Annotated in this window: 17 protein-coding genes; all 17 read right to left on the bottom strand. The window is 41.2% G+C overall.

Annotation, left to right across the window (positions count from 1 at the left end; genetic code table 11):
- Positions 1-94 precede the first annotated feature (94 nt).
- A complete protein-coding gene (locus tag AABM38_RS08945) occupies positions 95-1,798 on the bottom strand; it encodes a proline--tRNA ligase (RefSeq protein WP_423410056.1) in 1,704 nt (567 codons plus the stop codon).
- Between the two features lie 192 nt (positions 1,799-1,990).
- Positions 1,991-3,253: an RIP metalloprotease RseP gene (gene rseP, locus AABM38_RS08940; RefSeq protein WP_423410055.1), complete on the bottom strand. Its 1,263-nt coding sequence runs from the start codon at positions 3,251-3,253 to the stop codon at positions 1,991-1,993.
- Positions 3,254-3,315: 62 nt separating this feature from the next.
- Complete coding sequence (locus tag AABM38_RS08935) at positions 3,316-4,458, bottom strand: 1-deoxy-D-xylulose-5-phosphate reductoisomerase (RefSeq protein WP_423410054.1); 1,143 nt, start codon at positions 4,456-4,458, stop codon at positions 3,316-3,318.
- 174 nt (positions 4,459-4,632) lie between these two features.
- Complete coding sequence (locus AABM38_RS08930; RefSeq protein ID WP_423410053.1) at positions 4,633-5,421, bottom strand: phosphatidate cytidylyltransferase; 789 nt, start codon at positions 5,419-5,421, stop codon at positions 4,633-4,635.
- Between the two features lie 19 nt (positions 5,422-5,440).
- Positions 5,441-6,217 carry an isoprenyl transferase gene (locus AABM38_RS08925; protein ID WP_423410052.1) on the bottom strand — a complete coding sequence of 259 codons (777 nt, stop codon included), beginning with the start codon at positions 6,215-6,217 and terminating at the stop codon, positions 5,441-5,443.
- 455 nt (positions 6,218-6,672) lie between these two features.
- A complete protein-coding gene (gene frr / locus AABM38_RS08920; protein ID WP_335374953.1) occupies positions 6,673-7,230 on the bottom strand; it encodes a ribosome recycling factor in 558 nt (185 codons plus the stop codon).
- The gene (gene pyrH, locus AABM38_RS08915) at positions 7,230-7,955 is read right to left on the bottom strand and encodes a UMP kinase (RefSeq protein WP_335374954.1); all 726 of its coding nucleotides are present in this window, start codon (positions 7,953-7,955) and stop codon (positions 7,230-7,232) included. Before pyrH ends, frr begins: the two co-directional genes overlap by 1 nt.
- 86 nt (positions 7,956-8,041) lie before the next feature.
- Positions 8,042-8,926 carry a translation elongation factor Ts gene (gene tsf / locus AABM38_RS08910; protein ID WP_423410051.1) on the bottom strand — a complete coding sequence of 295 codons (885 nt, stop codon included), beginning with the start codon at positions 8,924-8,926 and terminating at the stop codon, positions 8,042-8,044.
- 184 nt (positions 8,927-9,110) lie between these two features.
- Complete coding sequence (gene rpsB, locus AABM38_RS08905) at positions 9,111-9,821, bottom strand: 30S ribosomal protein S2 (protein WP_251482945.1); 711 nt, start codon at positions 9,819-9,821, stop codon at positions 9,111-9,113.
- A gap of 150 nt (positions 9,822-9,971) precedes the next feature.
- Positions 9,972-10,529, bottom strand: coding sequence for a hypothetical protein (locus tag AABM38_RS08900; protein WP_423410050.1), 558 nt, complete (start codon positions 10,527-10,529; stop codon positions 9,972-9,974).
- Between the two features lie 9 nt (positions 10,530-10,538).
- The gene (locus tag AABM38_RS08895) at positions 10,539-10,853 is read right to left on the bottom strand and encodes a hypothetical protein (RefSeq protein ID WP_423410049.1); all 315 of its coding nucleotides are present in this window, start codon (positions 10,851-10,853) and stop codon (positions 10,539-10,541) included.
- Positions 10,854-10,865: 12 nt separating this feature from the next.
- Entirely contained in the window at positions 10,866-12,242 is a 1,377-nt protein-coding gene (locus AABM38_RS08890) for a FapA family protein (protein WP_423410048.1), read from the bottom strand.
- Between the two features lie 17 nt (positions 12,243-12,259).
- The gene (locus AABM38_RS08885; RefSeq protein ID WP_423410697.1) at positions 12,260-13,018 is read right to left on the bottom strand and encodes a FliA/WhiG family RNA polymerase sigma factor; all 759 of its coding nucleotides are present in this window, start codon (positions 13,016-13,018) and stop codon (positions 12,260-12,262) included.
- Between the two features lie 289 nt (positions 13,019-13,307).
- Positions 13,308-13,805, bottom strand: coding sequence for a chemotaxis protein CheD (locus AABM38_RS08880; RefSeq protein WP_423410047.1), 498 nt, complete (start codon positions 13,803-13,805; stop codon positions 13,308-13,310).
- Positions 13,798-14,439, bottom strand: a complete 642-nt coding sequence (locus AABM38_RS08875) for a chemotaxis protein CheC (protein WP_423410046.1) — start codon at positions 14,437-14,439, stop codon at positions 13,798-13,800. Before AABM38_RS08875 ends, AABM38_RS08880 begins: the two co-directional genes overlap by 8 nt.
- Before the next feature lie 19 nt (positions 14,440-14,458).
- Positions 14,459-14,914, bottom strand: a complete 456-nt coding sequence (locus AABM38_RS08870) for a chemotaxis protein CheW (RefSeq protein ID WP_423410045.1) — start codon at positions 14,912-14,914, stop codon at positions 14,459-14,461.
- Positions 14,915-14,971: 57 nt separating this feature from the next.
- Positions 14,972-17,020 carry a chemotaxis protein CheW gene (locus AABM38_RS08865; protein ID WP_423410044.1) on the bottom strand — a complete coding sequence of 683 codons (2,049 nt, stop codon included), beginning with the start codon at positions 17,018-17,020 and terminating at the stop codon, positions 14,972-14,974.
- Positions 17,021-17,032: the final 12 nt, after the last annotated feature.

Raw genomic sequence — 17,032 nt, 5'->3', positions numbered from 1 at the left:
CACCCCTGCGAAATTTTTGCACAGGAGGTATTTAAATTAGCTTTCAGAACCTTACATGTAAAAAGCGGGTCCCGAATTAGGACCCGCTTCACTACTAAAGTTCTTGCAATATTGTCTTAAGCGCTTCAGCAAGCTGATCCTTATGGATTTCTTGCATTTCGCCATTTTTTCGGATTTTCACTTCCACAATGCCCTCGCTCGCTTTTTTGCCAACCGTTACCCTGACTGGCAGGCCAATCAAGTCGGAATCAGCGAATTTCACGCCTGGACGTTCCTGGCGGTCATCCAGAAGCACATCCAGTCCGGAAGTCTTCATATTAGCATACAGCTCTTCTGCTAAAGCAGCCTGCTCTTTATCCTTCATATTTATTGCAATAAGATGGACATCGAAAGGAGATATATTCTGCGGCCACACCAGACCGTTCTCATCATTGAATTGTTCCGCTACAGCTGCCATTGTACGAGAAACACCGATACCGTAGCAGCCCATGATCATTGGCTGTGTCCTGCCGTTTTCATCAAGGAATACAGCATTCATTGCCTCGCTGTATCTTGTTCCTAACTTGAAGACATGTCCAACTTCAATGCCCTTGGCAAAAACGATTGTTCCGTTTCCGTCCGGAGAAGGATCCCCTTCCTTAATAAAACGGAAATCAGCATATGCACTCACTTTGAAGTCGCGTTCAGGATTTACATTTTGATAGTGGTAGTCTTCTTCATTCGCACCGCAAACTCCGTTGACAACTCCTTTAACAGCGTGATCAGCTACAACTTCAACATTTCCAACTCCAACAGGTCCAAGTGAACCAACTGAGCAGCCAAGAACTTCCTTAGTCGTATTGGCATCTGCCAATTCCACAACTGATGCTTCGAAGAAGTTTTTCAGCTTGATCTCATTTACTTCATGGTCGCCTCTGACCAAGACTAGTACATGTCTGTCATCTACTTTAAACAGCAATGATTTCACGCAATCCTTGTCCTCTACTTGCAGGAACGCGGATACTTCCTCAATTGACTTCTTGTTTTCTGTATGGATCTTTTCAAGCTCATTTGCTTGCTTCCCGCTCTTTTCATATACAGCGGTGACTGGAGCCATTTCAATATTGGCTGCATAATCAGATGTATCAGAATAAGCAATTGTATCTTCACCGATTTCGGAAAGAACCATGAACTCATGTGTATCCTTCCCGCCCATTGCACCTGAGTCGGCAATAACTGCACGGAAGTTCAGGCCGCAGCGTCTAAATATATTTGTATATGCCTGGAAAAGACGCTCGTACACTTCATCAAGGCTTTTCTGGGTTGCATGGAAGGAATATGCGTCCTTCATAATGAATTCACGGCCACGCAAAAGACCAAATCTAGGACGTTTTTCATCCCGGAATTTTGTCTGGATTTGATAAAGAGTTAATGGCAGACGCTTATAAGATTTCACTTCGTCACGAACAAGGCTCGTGATGACCTCTTCATGGGTTGCTCCAAGGGCGAACTCACGATCATGACGGTCTCTTAATCTCATTAGCTCAGGACCATAGGAATACCATCGGCCTGATTCCTGCCAAAGTTCTGCCTGCTGCAATGCAGGCATGAACAATTCTGCAGCACCTGCATGATTCATTTCTTCCCTGATGATCGCTTCAACCTTCTGAAGGACTTTCCGTCCTAAAGGCATATATGTATACACACCGCTAGCATTTTGGCGGATAAACCCCGCACGCAGCAGCAGCTGGTGACTTTTTACTTCTGCGTCTGATGGTACTTCTCTTAAAGTAGGAATAAGCGTCATACTTTGCTTCATTGATTTACACCTCATTAGGATATAGAAAATTTTACTTATTGGCTCTGTTAAACTTGTCTGTTGATCTCTACTCCAATCAACAGGTGCAATAATAACAACATTGAACTTTAACACAGCCTACTTATTAAAAAATTGTCCTGCCTGGTAAAATCCAGGCAGGAAAGAAATAACTGCTTAGTTCAAAATATGGTTTTATAAAAAGAATCTCTGGATGTCGTTCCAGGTTACAACGAGCATCAGCAGCATTAAAATAGCGAATCCGATAAAGTGCACCATACCTTCTTTTTGCTTGTCGATTGGCTTTCCTCTTAATGCTTCAACTGCAAAGAATGTCAGCCTTCCTCCATCAAGGGCTGGGAAAGGCAAGAGATTCATGATTCCAAGGTTAATGCTCAGGATTGCTGCCCATTTCATTAAATAAAAGATCCCTGACTTCGCAACTGTATCTGTTGAAACATAAATCCCGACCGGACCAGATAGAGCATCAATCGAAAATTGGCCGGTGATCAGTTTACCAAGCATAGAAAAGATTTCTGTCGTCCAGAAATAGGTTTCTTTAATCCCATAGGAAATTGATTTTAATGGTGATTTTTCAACAGGGCTATATACCCCGATCAGTCCGATTTTTTCACCTTCGACAGTTTTTGATTCTGGTGTTACAGGCAGCTCGATATTTTCTCCATCACGGACAATGGAAAAATCAAGTTCGTTTCCCGGATTCTTGCGAATGATTTCCACAACATCCTGCCAGCTCGAAACTTCAGAGCCTTCAATGCTGTTTACGATATCTCCTTCTTTTAAGCCTGCATCGAGCGCACTGCCATCTGGCGTCAATTTGCCTAATACAGGTTCATTAGACGGGATCCCCTGGAAAAGGGCAAGAATGATAAAAATGACCATAGCAAGCAAGAAGTTCATCATCGGTCCAGCAAAAATGGCCATTGTTCTCTGTGCTAATGTTTTAGAACCAAATTGCCTGTCAAATGGAGCGATTTGGGTTTCAGTCCCATTCTCGACTAGCACTGCTGTCTTGCTGATCGGGAACGATTTGATAAGCGTGTCATCTTCGCCCTCTTCATACCCTTTAATATAGAGATCGCGTTCGATATCAGCTTTCTCAACTTCAATAATTCGTGCATCAGGAAACTTTTCCTTGTTATTGAGGATGATTTTGGTAACTTCTTCGTTGCCATTGAACAATAAGCCTACCCGATGACCGGGTTTAATCTCAATCATTTCTGGATCTTCGCCTGCCATACGGACAAATCCGCCGATTGGCAAAAGACGAATAGTATAGGTAGTTTCATTTTTCTTATGTGAAAATACCTTGGGGCCGAAGCCGATTGCGAATTCTCTGCATAGGATGCCTGCGCGCTTGGCAAAGATTAAGTGCCCCAATTCATGAAAGAATACAAGGGCTCCAAAAATGACAATAAAGGCAATAACTGTATTCAAATTATCTAACCACCTTTTTAAGGATAAGAATCCACTTCTTTGAATCTAGAGTATCTATTGCTTTATAACAGTGAAAGAATAAAGCTTCTCGTCTCTTTATCAACCTCTTGAATCACTTCAAGGCTTGGGTTCTTTATAATTTTGTGGCCGTCCATAGCTTTTTCGATCATGTCTTCAATTTGCAGGAAAGTGATTTTGTCCTCCAAAAAGGCAGCGACTGCCGCTTCATTAGCCGCATTCATAACTGCCGGCAAAGTACCGCCCGATTTTCCGGCTTCGTATGCAAATTTTAGACATCGAAAACGATCATAATCCATTTCCTTAAAATGCAGCTTGCCGATTTCAGCAAGATTGAGTCTTGTTCCCGACCTTAGCGGCAGCCTGTCTGGATATGTAAGAGCATATTGTATAGGAACCTTCATATCTGGGGTTCCGAGTTGGGCAATGATGCTCGTATCATGAAATTCTACCATTGAATGGATGATGCTTTCTCGATGGAGCAGGACTGATATTCTGTCATATGGCAATGAAAATAGCCAATGTGCTTCAATTACTTCAAGTCCTTTATTCATCATTGTAGCTGAATCAATGGTTATTTTCGCCCCCATGGACCAATTTGGATGGTTCAAGGCATCTGATTTAGTTACACCTTTTAAATCTTCCCTCTTTCTGTCTCTGAAACTGCCTCCAGAAGCAGTCAGAATCAGCCTCTCAATATTTTTTTCCCTTTCGCCTTGCAAGGCTTGAAAAATAGCAGAATGCTCACTGTCTACAGGCAATATAGAAACATTATGGCGCTTCGCTTCCTCCATGACAATGTGCCCGGCTGTAACCAGAGTTTCCTTATTGGCAATGGCAATCGTTTTTTTTGCTTTTATCGCCTCTAATGTTGGGCTTAAACCCACGCTGCCTAGGACTGCGTTAACAAGGATCTCGGACTTATGGAAGACAGCTGCCTCTTCAAGGCCCTCACTCCCATAAACAATTTTTATATTCGGGAATTCACTTTTTAAAGTTTCAGCATCTGACATTTCCTGGACGGAAACTAACTCCGGGTAAAATTCACTAATAATTTTTCTGGTAAGATCCATATTTCGGCCAGCAGACATTGATACTAGTTTAAATTCTTCTGGATGCTCCCTGATTACATCGAGGGTTTGAATTCCAATCGATCCTGTAGCACCTAACAAGCTGATTTTCTTCACAAACTTCACTCCTAAACAACATAAACGGGTATTGCTGGCTTCACCAGTTCTTCCCCTATTCGACTTCACCGTAACAGAGTCGATGGCTTAATGAAATGCATTGATTTTCTTTATTTTTTTGGCTCTGTAATTGTCTCTTCGCACTAGTTGCTATCCAAATCGTTTATTATCAGCTTATAGCAAATGGAAAAGATGGATTAACGGCCATACAAACAGCAAGCTGTCAAAACGGTCAAGCATTCCGCCGTGTCCTGGCAAAATATTGCCTGAATCTTTCACATTATAATGCCTTTTCATTGCTGACTCCACCAGGTCTCCGATTTGTCCAAAAACAGATAAGAACGCTGTCGCAGCAATCAGCAGAATAGCGGACACTTCCATGTCAGCGAAGACACTGAACAATACTGCTATGATCAAGGCTGATAGTACGCCGCCAAAAAAGCCTTCTGTCGTTTTATTCGGGCTGATTTCAGGCCATAGCTTATGTTTGCCAAACGCCCGGCCGATAAAATATGCTCCAGAATCGGTAGCCCATATCATGAATAGTGAATAGAACACGTATGTTAAACTCGCTTCTCTCGTTTCAATAAAATAGAAAAAGCCTAGTCCTACATATAAAACGGACAGAATCGAAAATGCTGCATCCTCAAATGTAAAACGGTTCTTGGTAATGACTGTGTAGGTCAAAAATATAAGCAAACCTAGCATGAATAGCTCGTTTTTTTCATAATTCAAGCGATTAAAGATGCCCTGGTACTGCTCTGGAATCATGAATATCCATAGTAGTAGTAATGATATAATTCCAGAAACTGAAAACAGCTTTAACTTTCTCATCTTTAACGCTTCATATAAAGCAATGGAAGCGATAAGATATACCATTACAATAAATGGCAAACCTCCAAATATAACGATTGGAAGGAAAACTGCTGCTGCTGCGACTGCTGTAATGATTCTCTGCTTCATCTATTCATTCACACCTTTATTATACTCCTCCAAAACGCCTCTGGCGGCTCTGGAATGCTTCGATTGCTTCGACAAAATGCTCTTCGTTAAAATCAGGCCATAGAACATCGGTGAACCAGAATTCGGAATACGCAAGCTGCCATAGCATAAAATTGCTTAGACGGATTTCTCCGCTTGTCCTGATTAATAAGTCTGGATCATTTAGCTCTTTTGTCATTAAATAGGAAGAGAAAACTTCCTCGTTTAGTTCATCTTCATCCATTATACCACTTTGAACGTCAGCCAAGACTCTCTTGACGCCATCAAGAATTTCTGCACGGCTCCCATAGTTAAGAGCAAAATTAAGGACAAGCCCGGTATTTCCCTTTGTATCCTCCATCGCTTTACTAACTGCTTTCCGGGTGTGCTCAGGAAGCTTATCCATATAGCCGATCATTTCAACCCGTACATTTTCTTCAATCAATTCGGGCAGGAAAGTGCCCAAAAATTCTTCTGGCAGTTTCATAAGAAAATCCACTTCCATTTTCGGTCGTTTCCAGTTTTCAGTTGAAAAAGCATATACTGTCAAAGTCTTAACACCAAGTTCGTTTGCAAGCTTTGTTATTTTCCGAACAACCTTCATACCTTCATGATGGCCAGCGACTCGAGGTAAAGCACGCTTTTTTGCCCATCGTCCATTCCCGTCCATAATAATGGCTACATGGGAAGGTACTTCGTGGTCTATAATTTGTTGAATACGATCTCGGAGACTGGAAGAATTATTCTGGTTCTTCCATAGATTCATTTTTTTTAACATTAGGACAGCTCCCCCAAAAAGATAATCTTTAGCTCCGATCAGAAAAGCGTAAACGCCTGTATGGAACACTTGAGACCAGGCGCTAAAGCTGGACAACTCTCGAAGAAAAACATTTAATGATATTTCTTATTAATCTCTGCTATTTCCGCATGCCACTATCATACCAAAAAAGAAAAAAGATATCTCTATAAATGGATGGGATCAAGCAATTGTTTTAATCCGGCTTATACCATTTTATTTTATGCAGAAAGAGCCTTACATAAAGATTATGTACATGTTATGTGATAAAGAATAAGATCCGGCATTTTTATAGTCTATCTTTTATGCCGTAAGCTTAGTCCTTCTCTAGCTAATATATGTATAGAGAAAAAACCCCCTGGAAAACAGAGGGTTTTCGTAAATGATGCATAGTGTGGAAGCAGACTTACTAGAAGCCGGCTAAATTCAAGCCAAAATTATACTTCCAATAGTTCTTTTTCTTTTTCTTTCGTAATCTGATCGATTTTAGCGATGTGTTCATCTGTCATTTTTTGAATGTCATCAGAGTAGCCGCGCAGATCATCTTCGGTGATTTCACCGTTCTTCTCAAGCTTTTTCAAGTCTTCATTGCCATCTCGGCGAATATTGCGGACTGCAATTTTTGCATCTTCTGCTTCCTTTTTCACAAGCTTCGCAAGCTCTTTACGGCGTTCTTCTGTAAGCTGAGGAATAGCAAGTCTGATGATCGAACCGTCATTTGACGGATTCAATCCTAAATCGGATTTTAAAATCGCTTTTTCAATTTCACCAAGAATTGTCTTGTCATAAGGCTGGATTACAAGCAGACGAGCCTCAGGTACAGAAATACCTGCAAGCTGGTTTACTGGAGTAGGCGCTCCGTAATAATCAACCTGGATTCTGTCAAGAAGAGAGGCGCTGGCTCTGCCCGCACGAATGCTGGCCAGTTCGCGAGTATATGCTTGAATCGCTTTTGTCATTCTTTCTTTTGCATTAGCAATTGCTTGTTTTGGCATTAGTTTTTCCCCCTCACAATAGTTCCAATTGTTTCTCCCATTACTGCCCTTTTGATATTACCTTTCTCCATGATTGAGAAAACAATTAATGGGATATCATTGTCCATGCATAATGATGAAGCTGTGGAATCCATTACAGCTAAGCCTTCCTTTAGGACATCCAAATAAGATAGTTCATCATATTTAGTCGCATTCTTATCAACCCGTGGGTCTGCAGAATATACGCCATCAACATTATTTTTCGCCATCAGGATTACATCTGCTTCAATTTCGGCAGCGCGTAACGCAGCTGTCGTATCTGTTGAGAAGTATGGATTTCCTGTTCCTGCTGCGAATATGACAACACGAGTTTTCTCTAGATGCCTGATTGCTCTTCTTCTGATGTAAGGCTCAGCCACCTGGCGCATTTCAATGGAAGTTTGAACCCTTGTTTCGATCCCTGCTTGTTCCAGGCTGTCCTGTAAAGATAGGGAATTCATGACCGTTGCGAGCATGCCCATATAGTCTGCCGTCGCTCTGTCCATTCCCATTTCTTCACCGATTTTGCCTCTCCAGATATTTCCACCGCCTACAACAACGGCGACTTCAACACCAAGTTCTGCAATCTCTTTTATCTGGTCTGCAACATTTTTAATTACCGACGGATTGATGCCAAATCCTTGTTCTCCGGCTAAAGCTTCTCCACTTAACTTTAAAACAACTCTTTTGTATTTTGGGCTGGTCATAGGGTACCTCCATATGTAATTTCTAAAGCTATGTCCAAAAACAGGGAACACAAAGTGTTCCCTGCAATTACATAGGCTAGTAATAATTATTTCTTGTTAACTTGGTTCATTACTTCTTCAGCAAAGTTATCTTCACGCTTTTCGATGCCTTCGCCTACTTCATAACGAGTGAACTCACGTACTGTTGCGCCTTTTGATTCAACGAACTGACGTACCTTTTGATCTGGGTTCTTAACAAAAGTCTGGTCAAGAACACAAACATCTTCGAAATATTTGCTTAGACGGCCTTCAACCATTTTAGCAACGATGTTTTCTGGCTTGCCTTCGTTAAGAGCTTGTTGAGTAAGAATTTGGCGCTCGTGTTCAACTTCTTCTTGAGAAACTTCGTCACGAGATACATATTTAGGTCTTAATGCAGCGATATGCATAGACACATCTTTAGCAGATGCTTCGTCAGTAGTTCCTTCAAGAACAGTTAATACGCCAATGCGTCCGCCCATGTGAAGGTATGCACCGAATGCATCATTGTCAGTTTTAGTCTTGATTTCAAAGCGGCGAAGTGAAAGCTTTTCACCAATTTTAGCGATAGCAGCGTTGATGTGGCTTTCAACTGTTGCACCGTTTTCCATTGTTTGAGCGTTTGCTTCTTCTGCAGATGCTGGCTTGTTCTTTAAAAGGTGCTCAGCAAGTTCTTTTACAAGAACTTGGAATCCTTCGTTCTTTGCAACGAAATCTGTTTCAGAGTTTACTTCAAGGATTACAGCTTCGTTACCTTCTGCAAGGATGTAAGTTGTTCCTTCAGCAGCAATACGGTCAGCTTTCTTAGCAGCTTTCGCGATTCCTTTTTCACGAAGGTAATCAATCGCTTTGTCCATATCACCATCTGTTTCAGTAAGTGCGTTTTTGCAGTCCATCATACCTGCGCCAGTTTTTTCACGTAGTTCTTTTACCATTTGTGCAGTAATTGCCATAATGAAATTCCTCCTAGAATCATGATTATGTAACTATACTTAATTTTTACTTCATTTAGCCATTATAAACCTTAGCAGGTGTTATAAAGGATTGACTAACTTATGCTCAAATAAAAAAGCTTTTATAGAGCCAAGTCTTAAAAAAAGGTGATAAAGGGTGCTTCCCTATATCACCTTTTTCAAATTAAGCTTCTACAGCTTCTGTAGTTTCTTCGCCTTGCTTAGCTTCGATAATAGCGTCAGCCATTTTAGCAGTAAGCAATTTAACAGCGCGGATTGCGTCATCGTTCGCAGGGATAACTACGTCGATTTCATCCGGATCACAGTTTGTATCAACAATTCCAACGATAGGAATGTTTAATTTGCGAGCTTCAGCAACAGCAATGCGTTCTTTGCGTGGGTCAATGATGAAAAGAGCATCTGGAAGGCCCTTCATGTCCTTGATTCCGCCCAAGAATTTTTCTAAACGCTCTTGCTCTTTCTTCAATTGAACTACTTCTTTCTTAGGAAGCACTTCAAAAGTTCCGTCTTCAGACATTCTTTCGATGTTCTTAAGACGAGAGATACGCTTTTGGATTGTTTCGAAGTTAGTTAGAGTACCACCCAACCAGCGTTGGTTAACATAGTACATACCAGAACGAGCTGCTTCTTCTTTAACAGAATCTTGAGCTTGTTTCTTAGTTCCTACAAAAAGAACAGTTCCGCCGTTACCAGCAAGTTCTTTCACGTAGTTGTAAGCTTCTTCTACCTTCTTAACTGTTTTTTGAAGGTCGATGATGTAGATGCCGTTACGCTCAGTGAAGATATACTTCTTCATCTTTGGGTTCCAACGGCGAGTCTGGTGACCGAAATGTACACCAGCTTCAAGCAGTTGCTTCATAGAAATTACTGACATGTTGTTTCCTCCTAATGGTTTTGATTTCCTCCGTCCATGTCATCTTTAGCCAGCAACTGTCGAAACAGCACCAGATGGCCAAATCAATGAACGTGTGTATTAACACCATGAGATAATATAGCATATATAAAACTGACAATCAAGTTATTCTTACGTTTTTTGACGAAATTTTAGCAAAAGCTCTATTTCTGTTCTTCCTTTATTAAGGTCACGTGCAATCTCATCTACAGAGAAACCTTTATTTTTCAGGTAAATAACACGTTCTACAAAGCTTAATTGCTGTAATTCTGAGGATTCATCGATGATGAGCGTATCTTCCAAGTTGCTTTCTGCCTTATCTTCCTTCAATGTCGATTTATCGCTATTTTGCTTATAGGCTCTCTTTGCTGCATGATAGGAAACCCCTTTGCCAATTCTCGGTGGGAGTTCCTCCTTTTGTTCTTTGTAAGGACTATTGTTGGGTTGGCTATCAAATTCGATACCGGTTTTTCTGACGATATTCGTAGTCTTTATATTATCGATGAATTTTTCGTTTTCTTCCTTCATCTCCAGCAGGTACGAGGAAAATACTTCTTCAATTTCCCCAATGATTCTTCCCTGCTTTTTCTCTGCTTCAACAAGCCTGTTTTGCCTTAAATATAAAAGGATAATTGCGAAGATGGCTGCTGCGTTTAGTATGAGGCTAAGGAGTAGTAGAAAAGTAGTCATAACATCCCTCTATCCGCTGTAATCAATTACCTTTCCCTTATAGGGATGGTTTGGGTGTATGTGCTGGGTTTCGCTATTTTTGTTTTTGTCAGGATTCCTTTGCTCCTGATGATGATTTGAAGATCCATCATCTTTATTAAGACGTGCTTCTTGCTTTTGGTTGTTTTTGATCACTGTTTTGCGTTTTAATTCATCTTCCTTTGTTACACTTTGTGCGGCATGTTGCTGAAGATGCTGCCCACGCTGCTGAAGTTGTTCCTGAATCTTGCCGGCATCCTGTGTCCTCGGAAGCGCAATCTGCATTTCGATTGCCTTGAGGCTCATCCTGTCACTTCCTTAACGGTTGACTTTTTCTCCTTCTGCTAATGGATGGATGCTGATTTCACTATGGTCAAGGTTAAACCTGACCTGCTTGTAAACCTGGTTTGTCACCTGGGCATACTTCCCAAAATACATCTTTGTATTCGGAAATACTCTGTCAAAAACCATTAATGTAGAGTCTAATCGATCTTGTTTTTCAGCTTGCAGGACATGTAGTTCATCACTCAATTCTAATAAGCTGCTCTCAATGCTTTGTCTTGTGGCTCGCTGCTTACTGATCATTCTTTGCTGCTCATCTGTAAGTTTACCTGTGTGTTTAACAAGTTCAGTAATCTTCACTTCTATTTCGGTAAGCTTTTTGATGTTTGCTTTTGCTTTTTCGATAGACTGGATTGTTTCCAATTCTGATTTTTCCAGAGTCGGATCCCAACCTACTGCAAGCTCTGTTTTTGTAAATAGTTCATTCCCTAATCCCTTAACGAAAATATTCCTGCCTGCAGAAATAGTTCCGCCTATCAACGTCCCTGTTCTGCAGTCAACGTTACCGCCAGCGGTTACCCTGCTGTGAAGGATTGATGTTTTAACGATCACATCTTGTCCCGCTTTTACATTCGCCTGATTAAGGTAATTAACTAGTACATTTCCGCCTGCTGTTATACTTCCTTTCATTCCGCCGGCCACTCCGCCGTGAATGATGATATTTCCAGCAGCATGCAGTGATGATGCCTCCACCAGGCCATAAACCCATATGTCCCCACCAGCCTTGAGCTCGTATCCACTAGGTACATTTCCTTTAATCGTGATATTTCCAACAAAATCAAGATTCCCCGTTTTTAAATCCAAATCACCCTTGACCTCAAAAACCGGGTTCACGGAGATGGATGTATTCGTAATACTGACCTTGCCGTCTATCATAGAATAAAACTTGCCTGATTTATTTAAAACATTGTTTCCTGCCTTGATTCTCAGAGGACGGCCATTCCTGCCACGAATCTGCCGCCCTGTTACATCAAGACCATTTATCCCCTCGCCAGCTGGAATCTCGGTTGCAAGGAGCTGGCCTTTTGTAACTGACGGTATAAGAAGGACAACCCTAAAATTGAATGCTTCCTTATCTGCATGAGTCATCTCATTAATTTCATTGCGTAAATATGCATCTGCTCCATTTACCGCTGGCTTTCCAACCGCTACAGTAATGGGATATTGGACGGAGGAAGGATTGAGAGCGACTGACTCTAATACATCCTGCATGACTCCAACTGTGATGTGATTTTCCATTAACAGCTCTGAAAGACTGTCGACTGAGACCGAATCGATCTTTTCGTCTTTCCTTACATCCAGCACTGCTGTCAAACGATCCTTTGTCAGCTTTACCTCATAAGCTTTTACCATCTGTATCCCCTGCCCTATTACACTTTCTCTAGCCATTTCCTTAATTTAAAGATTGCTTTAGAGTGTATTTGAGAAATCCTGGATGTAGATAAATCCATAACCTGACCTATTTCTGTAAGTGTCAATTCTTCTTTATAAAATAAACTTAGAACAAGCTGTTCTTTATCATTCAATTGAGAAACCATTGCCGTCATTTCTTCAATCATTTCAGATTTTATTAGCTTTTCTTCTGGGATTTCCGATTTTTCATCTTTAATGGAAAAGGATTGATTGTCACGGTCATCCTGGTCATTTGGCTGCTCATCGATCGATAGAACATTAGCGAAAAAGTGTTCATTGATGGTGGTGCAAATTTCACCTTCATCCATATTTAATTCCTGGGCAATTTCCTCTACTGTTACGTTGCGCATAAAACGCTGTTCCAGCTTTTCAATTGCAGCATCGATCTTTTTCGCTTTCTCCCTCGTACTCCTTGGGAGCCAATCTTCTTTCCTTAACCCATCTAAAATGGCTCCGCGAATGCGAAATGAAGAATATGTATCAAATTTCAAATCCCGTTTCGGATCAAATTTTTCAAGAGCATCATACAAGCCAATCATCCCTAGGCTTTTTAGATCATCCCTTGAAACGCTTTTTGGAAGATTTACCGATATTCGCTGCACATGATAGGATACAAGCGGCATATATTTTTTTATCAGTAAATTACCTGCATCCGGATCACGGGATTGTACCCATTTGTCCCATGTTATCTGATCTTCCGAAGTCGATCCCCGCACCATTGTAATCCTCCTCACGCGCATACCGCATTATTCTTGGTTGTGGGCTTTCGCATTTGCTTGCTGCAAGTTTGCGAAGTAAGCCTTGATGATTTTCTTCTTTCAAAAAGTGCTTTGATACAGCTTCCGCGAACAAGCTTTTTATGGATTGGCTGTTTCGTTCGATGTTGATTATAGCAGCCCTGTTTATTCGTTTGGATAGCGCGCCTCCCGAGGAAAGCGAAGCGCCTGGACCTGGAAAAGAAGTCAACAGTCGAATTTAGCAAGGTAGCTTATACATTTAACAAATTCATATCTCACTATTACCCTTATTAACTGTCCTGATTTGCATCAAACCCGTTTTTGGATTGAATTCTATCGTTCGCCCGCTGTTTCCGCCAACATCGTGGGCTACTACCGGAATTCTTAAAACCTTTAATTCATGAAGGACTGCATCCACATTCCTCGGGCCAATTCTCATCAAATCGCTGCTGCCGGAAAATTGGAACATTTGAGCACCACCTGCAAGCTTGGCTTTCATCCAGGCTGGCCTTGCTCCCAACTTTAGCAGCTTGGCATATAGCGCTTTAATTGCTGTGTCAGCATATTTAGCCTCATTTACTGGACCTGATTTTGACAGTGATGAATCCGGAAGCATTACATGGGCTAGTCCAGCTAATTCCCTGCCCTGGTCATACAAAACAACTCCAACACATGACCCAAGACCTGTTGTCTTGATTAAATGAGGCGATTTCACCGTGTTAAGATCAGCAATACCAACTTTTATAATTTCTACAGTACTATACATCAACCAGTACTCCCAAAGCTTTGAAAATGGTATTAAAGGATTCAGGATCTGGCAGGAGAAAGAAATGTCCTTTTACACTCTCATCAGCCTGACCCTCATCTTCATTTAATGCTGTATCAATCACAATTGCATAATCGCTGACCTGCGATAGTTCAAGCAGCCCAGAACTTATGACAGCACCAGCCATATCAATACTCAGAGCAGGAACTGACGGCATAAGATTTAACTGTGTAAAATCAGATAATGAGCTCAGGTAGGAACCTGACAGGATGTTTCCCATTTCCTGCAATGCAGACAGCGCTAATTCATTCACTTCCGAATCTAAAAAGGAAAATGTCTGATCATCAATCAACAGACGAATGAATTTCTCCGCCTGCTGTAATGGCAGGACAAAAAACATGCTTCCAGGAGCGTCTCCTTCAATTCGCAAGAAAACGCTCGCAATGACGCTTTCTGCTCCACCAGCCATTTCCATCATTTCATCAAAGCTGACAACCCTGACATTGGGAACCTTCATATCAATCTTTTTATTTAATAATGTAGAAAGTGCTGTAGCTGCATGACCTGCTCCGATATTGCCAACTTCCTTTAATATATCAATATGCATATCAGATATTTTTATATGAAACGACATATTATGACCCCTTCAGCCTTTACAGGTCTTTTTCCCCTATAACTCCAAGAATATTTTCTAAATCTATTAAAATTAGCAGGCGTTTGTCTAGTTTGATTACTCCGTTGATAAATTCAGCTGCTTCCGCACCTACGATTTCGGGAGGCGGTTCAACGATGCTTGAAGGAATATCAATTACATCGTTTGCTCCATCGACAATGAGGCCAACTTCAGCTTCCGCAACCGAGACAATGATCACCCGAGAGCTATCTGTATAACCCTGTTCCTCAATGCCAAAACGGACCCGCAGATCGATCAATGGTGTGACGACTCCTCTAAGATTCATGACACCTTTTACAAAAGGTGAAGTGTGGGGCACTCTTGTGAAATGCATGATTTTTTCAATCGATTTCACCTGGCCAACGGGAACAGCATATTCTTTTTCATTTAATTGGAAGACAATTACCTTCAAGTCTGATACCAGCATTTCAGCCATTTTGTTCACTCCTATATTTTCAGCATGCACATATCGATCATAAGCTCAGTTCAGCGATTATTTAATTAATGCATTGCAGTCTACGATTAATGCTACCTGACCATCTCCGAGGATTGTTGCACCAGAAATTGCAAATACATTTGTTAAATAGTTCCCAAGTGACTTCAGAACTACTTCCTGCTGGCCGATAAATGAGTCTACAACCAATCCTGCCATCTTATCACCCTTCCGGACAATGATCACAGAATGGAATTGGTCATCTTGTGGTTCAGAAGGAACTTCAAAAATCTCCTTCAAAAACAGAAGTGGAACCACCTTGCCTCTAAAATCGATAACCTTTTGGTTATGGGCTTTTAAAATATCTGTATCTTTGATTATTGCTGTTTCAATAATCGATGAAAGAGGTATCGCAAATTTTTCCTTCTGGATCTCAACTAGCATGACAGAAATAATTGATAATGTAAGCGGTAGCTGTATAGAGAAAATCGTTCCAGCGTTTTCTTTTGAATCAATTGAAATGGACCCGCCTAATGATTCGATTGTATTTTTGACAACATCTAAGCCTACTCCCCGGCCAGAGATATCGGAGATTTTCTCAGCTGTTGAAAAACCCGAGGAAAGGATTAATTCATACACTTGCTTATCTGTCATAGCTGGTGCCGCTTGCTCAGATACAATCCCTTTGCTGACAGCTTTTTTCAAAACTTTCTCTCTGCTGATCCCAGCTCCATCGTCTTCAATTTCTATGAATACGTGGTTTCCGCTATGGAAGGCTCTTAAGACTACCGTTCCTTCCTCGCTCTTCCCTTTCGCCCGGCGCTCTTCAGGTGATTCTACTCCATGGTCAACAGAATTTCTCAGAAGGTGGACAAGGGGGTCACCGATTTCATCAATAACCGTACGGTCTAATTCCGTTTCCGCGCCCACAATTTCCAGATTGATTTTTTTGTTCAGATCACGCGCGAGCTGGCGGATCATGCGAGGGAATCTATTAAATACTGTTTCTACTTGAACCATACGCATATTTAAAATGATATTTTGCAAGTCTCCAGAGATCCTTGACATTCGCTCGACAGTTTCGGTTAGTTCAGTATTTTCGAGTTCCTTTGAAATTTGTTCCAGCCTGCCTCTGTCTATGACCAGTTCTTCAAACAAATTCATCAGTATATCCAAACGCTCAATATTTACTCGGATTGTCTTGCTGCTGTTAGTCTTGCTATTATTCTTTTTTTCTGCTGCAGGAAGCACTTCCGCCTCAACTGAATGCTCAATCCTGACCATTTCAGCAGTGTTTTCATTCTGCTCGATCACTAGTGCTTCTAGGTCATTAGTTAAAGCTTTAAAGTCATCCAATTCAAGTGATCTCACATTCGTTTTGACCACTTCGGATACCTTCATGATTTTCCCTTTAATGTCATCCTGGTTTTCTTTAGACACTATCGTCACAGAAAATTCAGAATCAAATTGTTCTTCTTCCAGCTGCTCTACAGAAGGATTCGCTTTAATTACTTCGCCAATCTGTTCCAATACCTCAAAAACCATATATACCCTGGCTGCTTTTAAAAGACAATCTTCTCGCAACCCGATCGATATTTCATAAACGCCAAACCCTTGCTCCTTTGATTGCTTCAGCACAGTGAGTTCAAATTCATCATAGTTTGAAAGTAATGGAGCTTCTACAGCAATTGTAGCTGCTGCCTCTGCATTAGCATGTGTTTGAGGATGCTCGCCCATCTCAATCAATTTCAATTTGGCGACAGCTTCAGAGACATCCATTTTCCCGTCACCGCCTGTTGCAATCGATTGGACCATCTCTTCAAGGTGGTCAACTGCTAGGAAAATGACATCAAGTAATTCAGGGCTCGTTTTCAAACGGCTGTTCCTGATTGCATCCAGCACATTCTCCATTTGGTGAGTCAGGCTTGCCAAGTCTTCGTACCCCATTGTTGCAGACATCCCTTTTAAGGTATGAGCAGATCTGAATATCTCATTGATGATCGTCAAATCTTCAGGATTCTTTTCAAGTTCTAATAATTGTTCATTACAGGCCTGCAAATGTTCTTTACTTTCTTCAATAAAAACTTCAAGATATTGATTTAATTCCATGTGCTCCGCACC

Source organism: Heyndrickxia sp. MSNUG, assembly GCF_049532715.1.
In the GTDB taxonomy this organism is placed as follows: domain Bacteria; phylum Bacillota; class Bacilli; order Bacillales; family Cytobacillaceae; genus Mesobacillus.
The sequence above is the reverse complement of the archived record's forward strand: the minus strand, read 5'-3'. Positions and strand labels throughout refer to the sequence as shown.

Bases quoted from the DNA above. Each gene is read 5' to 3' on its own strand.
- AABM38_RS08925 (WP_423410052.1), bottom strand. From the start codon at position 6,217: ATGTTAAAAAAAATGAATCTATGGAAGAACCAGAATAATTCTTCCAGT.
- AABM38_RS08875 (WP_423410046.1), bottom strand. From the start codon at position 14,439: ATGTCGTTTCATATAAAAATATCTGATATGCATATTGATATATTAAAG.
- AABM38_RS08890 (WP_423410048.1), bottom strand. From the start codon at position 12,242: ATGGTAAAAGCTTATGAGGTAAAGCTGACAAAGGATCGTTTGACAGCA.
- AABM38_RS08880 (WP_423410047.1), bottom strand. From the start codon at position 13,805: ATGTATAGTACTGTAGAAATTATAAAAGTTGGTATTGCTGATCTTAAC.
- AABM38_RS08870 (WP_423410045.1), bottom strand. From the start codon at position 14,914: ATGGCTGAAATGCTGGTATCAGACTTGAAGGTAATTGTCTTCCAATTA.
- pyrH (WP_335374954.1), bottom strand. From the start codon at position 7,955: ATGACCAGCCCAAAATACAAAAGAGTTGTTTTAAAGTTAAGTGGAGAA.
- tsf (WP_423410051.1), bottom strand. From the start codon at position 8,926: ATGGCAATTACTGCACAAATGGTAAAAGAACTACGTGAAAAAACTGGC.
- AABM38_RS08865 (WP_423410044.1), bottom strand. From the start codon at position 17,020: ATGGAATTAAATCAATATCTTGAAGTTTTTATTGAAGAAAGTAAAGAA.
- AABM38_RS08895 (WP_423410049.1), bottom strand. From the start codon at position 10,853: ATGAGCCTCAAGGCAATCGAAATGCAGATTGCGCTTCCGAGGACACAG.
- AABM38_RS08930 (WP_423410053.1), bottom strand. From the start codon at position 5,421: ATGAAGCAGAGAATCATTACAGCAGTCGCAGCAGCAGCAGTTTTCCTT.
- rpsB (WP_251482945.1), bottom strand. From the start codon at position 9,821: ATGTCAGTAATTTCTATGAAGCAACTGCTTGAAGCTGGTGTACATTTC.
- frr (WP_335374953.1), bottom strand. From the start codon at position 7,230: ATGCCAAAACAAGCAATTGCTAATGCAAAAGAAAGAATGACAAAAGCG.
- AABM38_RS08945 (WP_423410056.1), bottom strand. From the start codon at position 1,798: ATGAAGCAAAGTATGACGCTTATTCCTACTTTAAGAGAAGTACCATCA.
- AABM38_RS08900 (WP_423410050.1), bottom strand. From the start codon at position 10,529: ATGACTACTTTTCTACTACTCCTTAGCCTCATACTAAACGCAGCAGCC.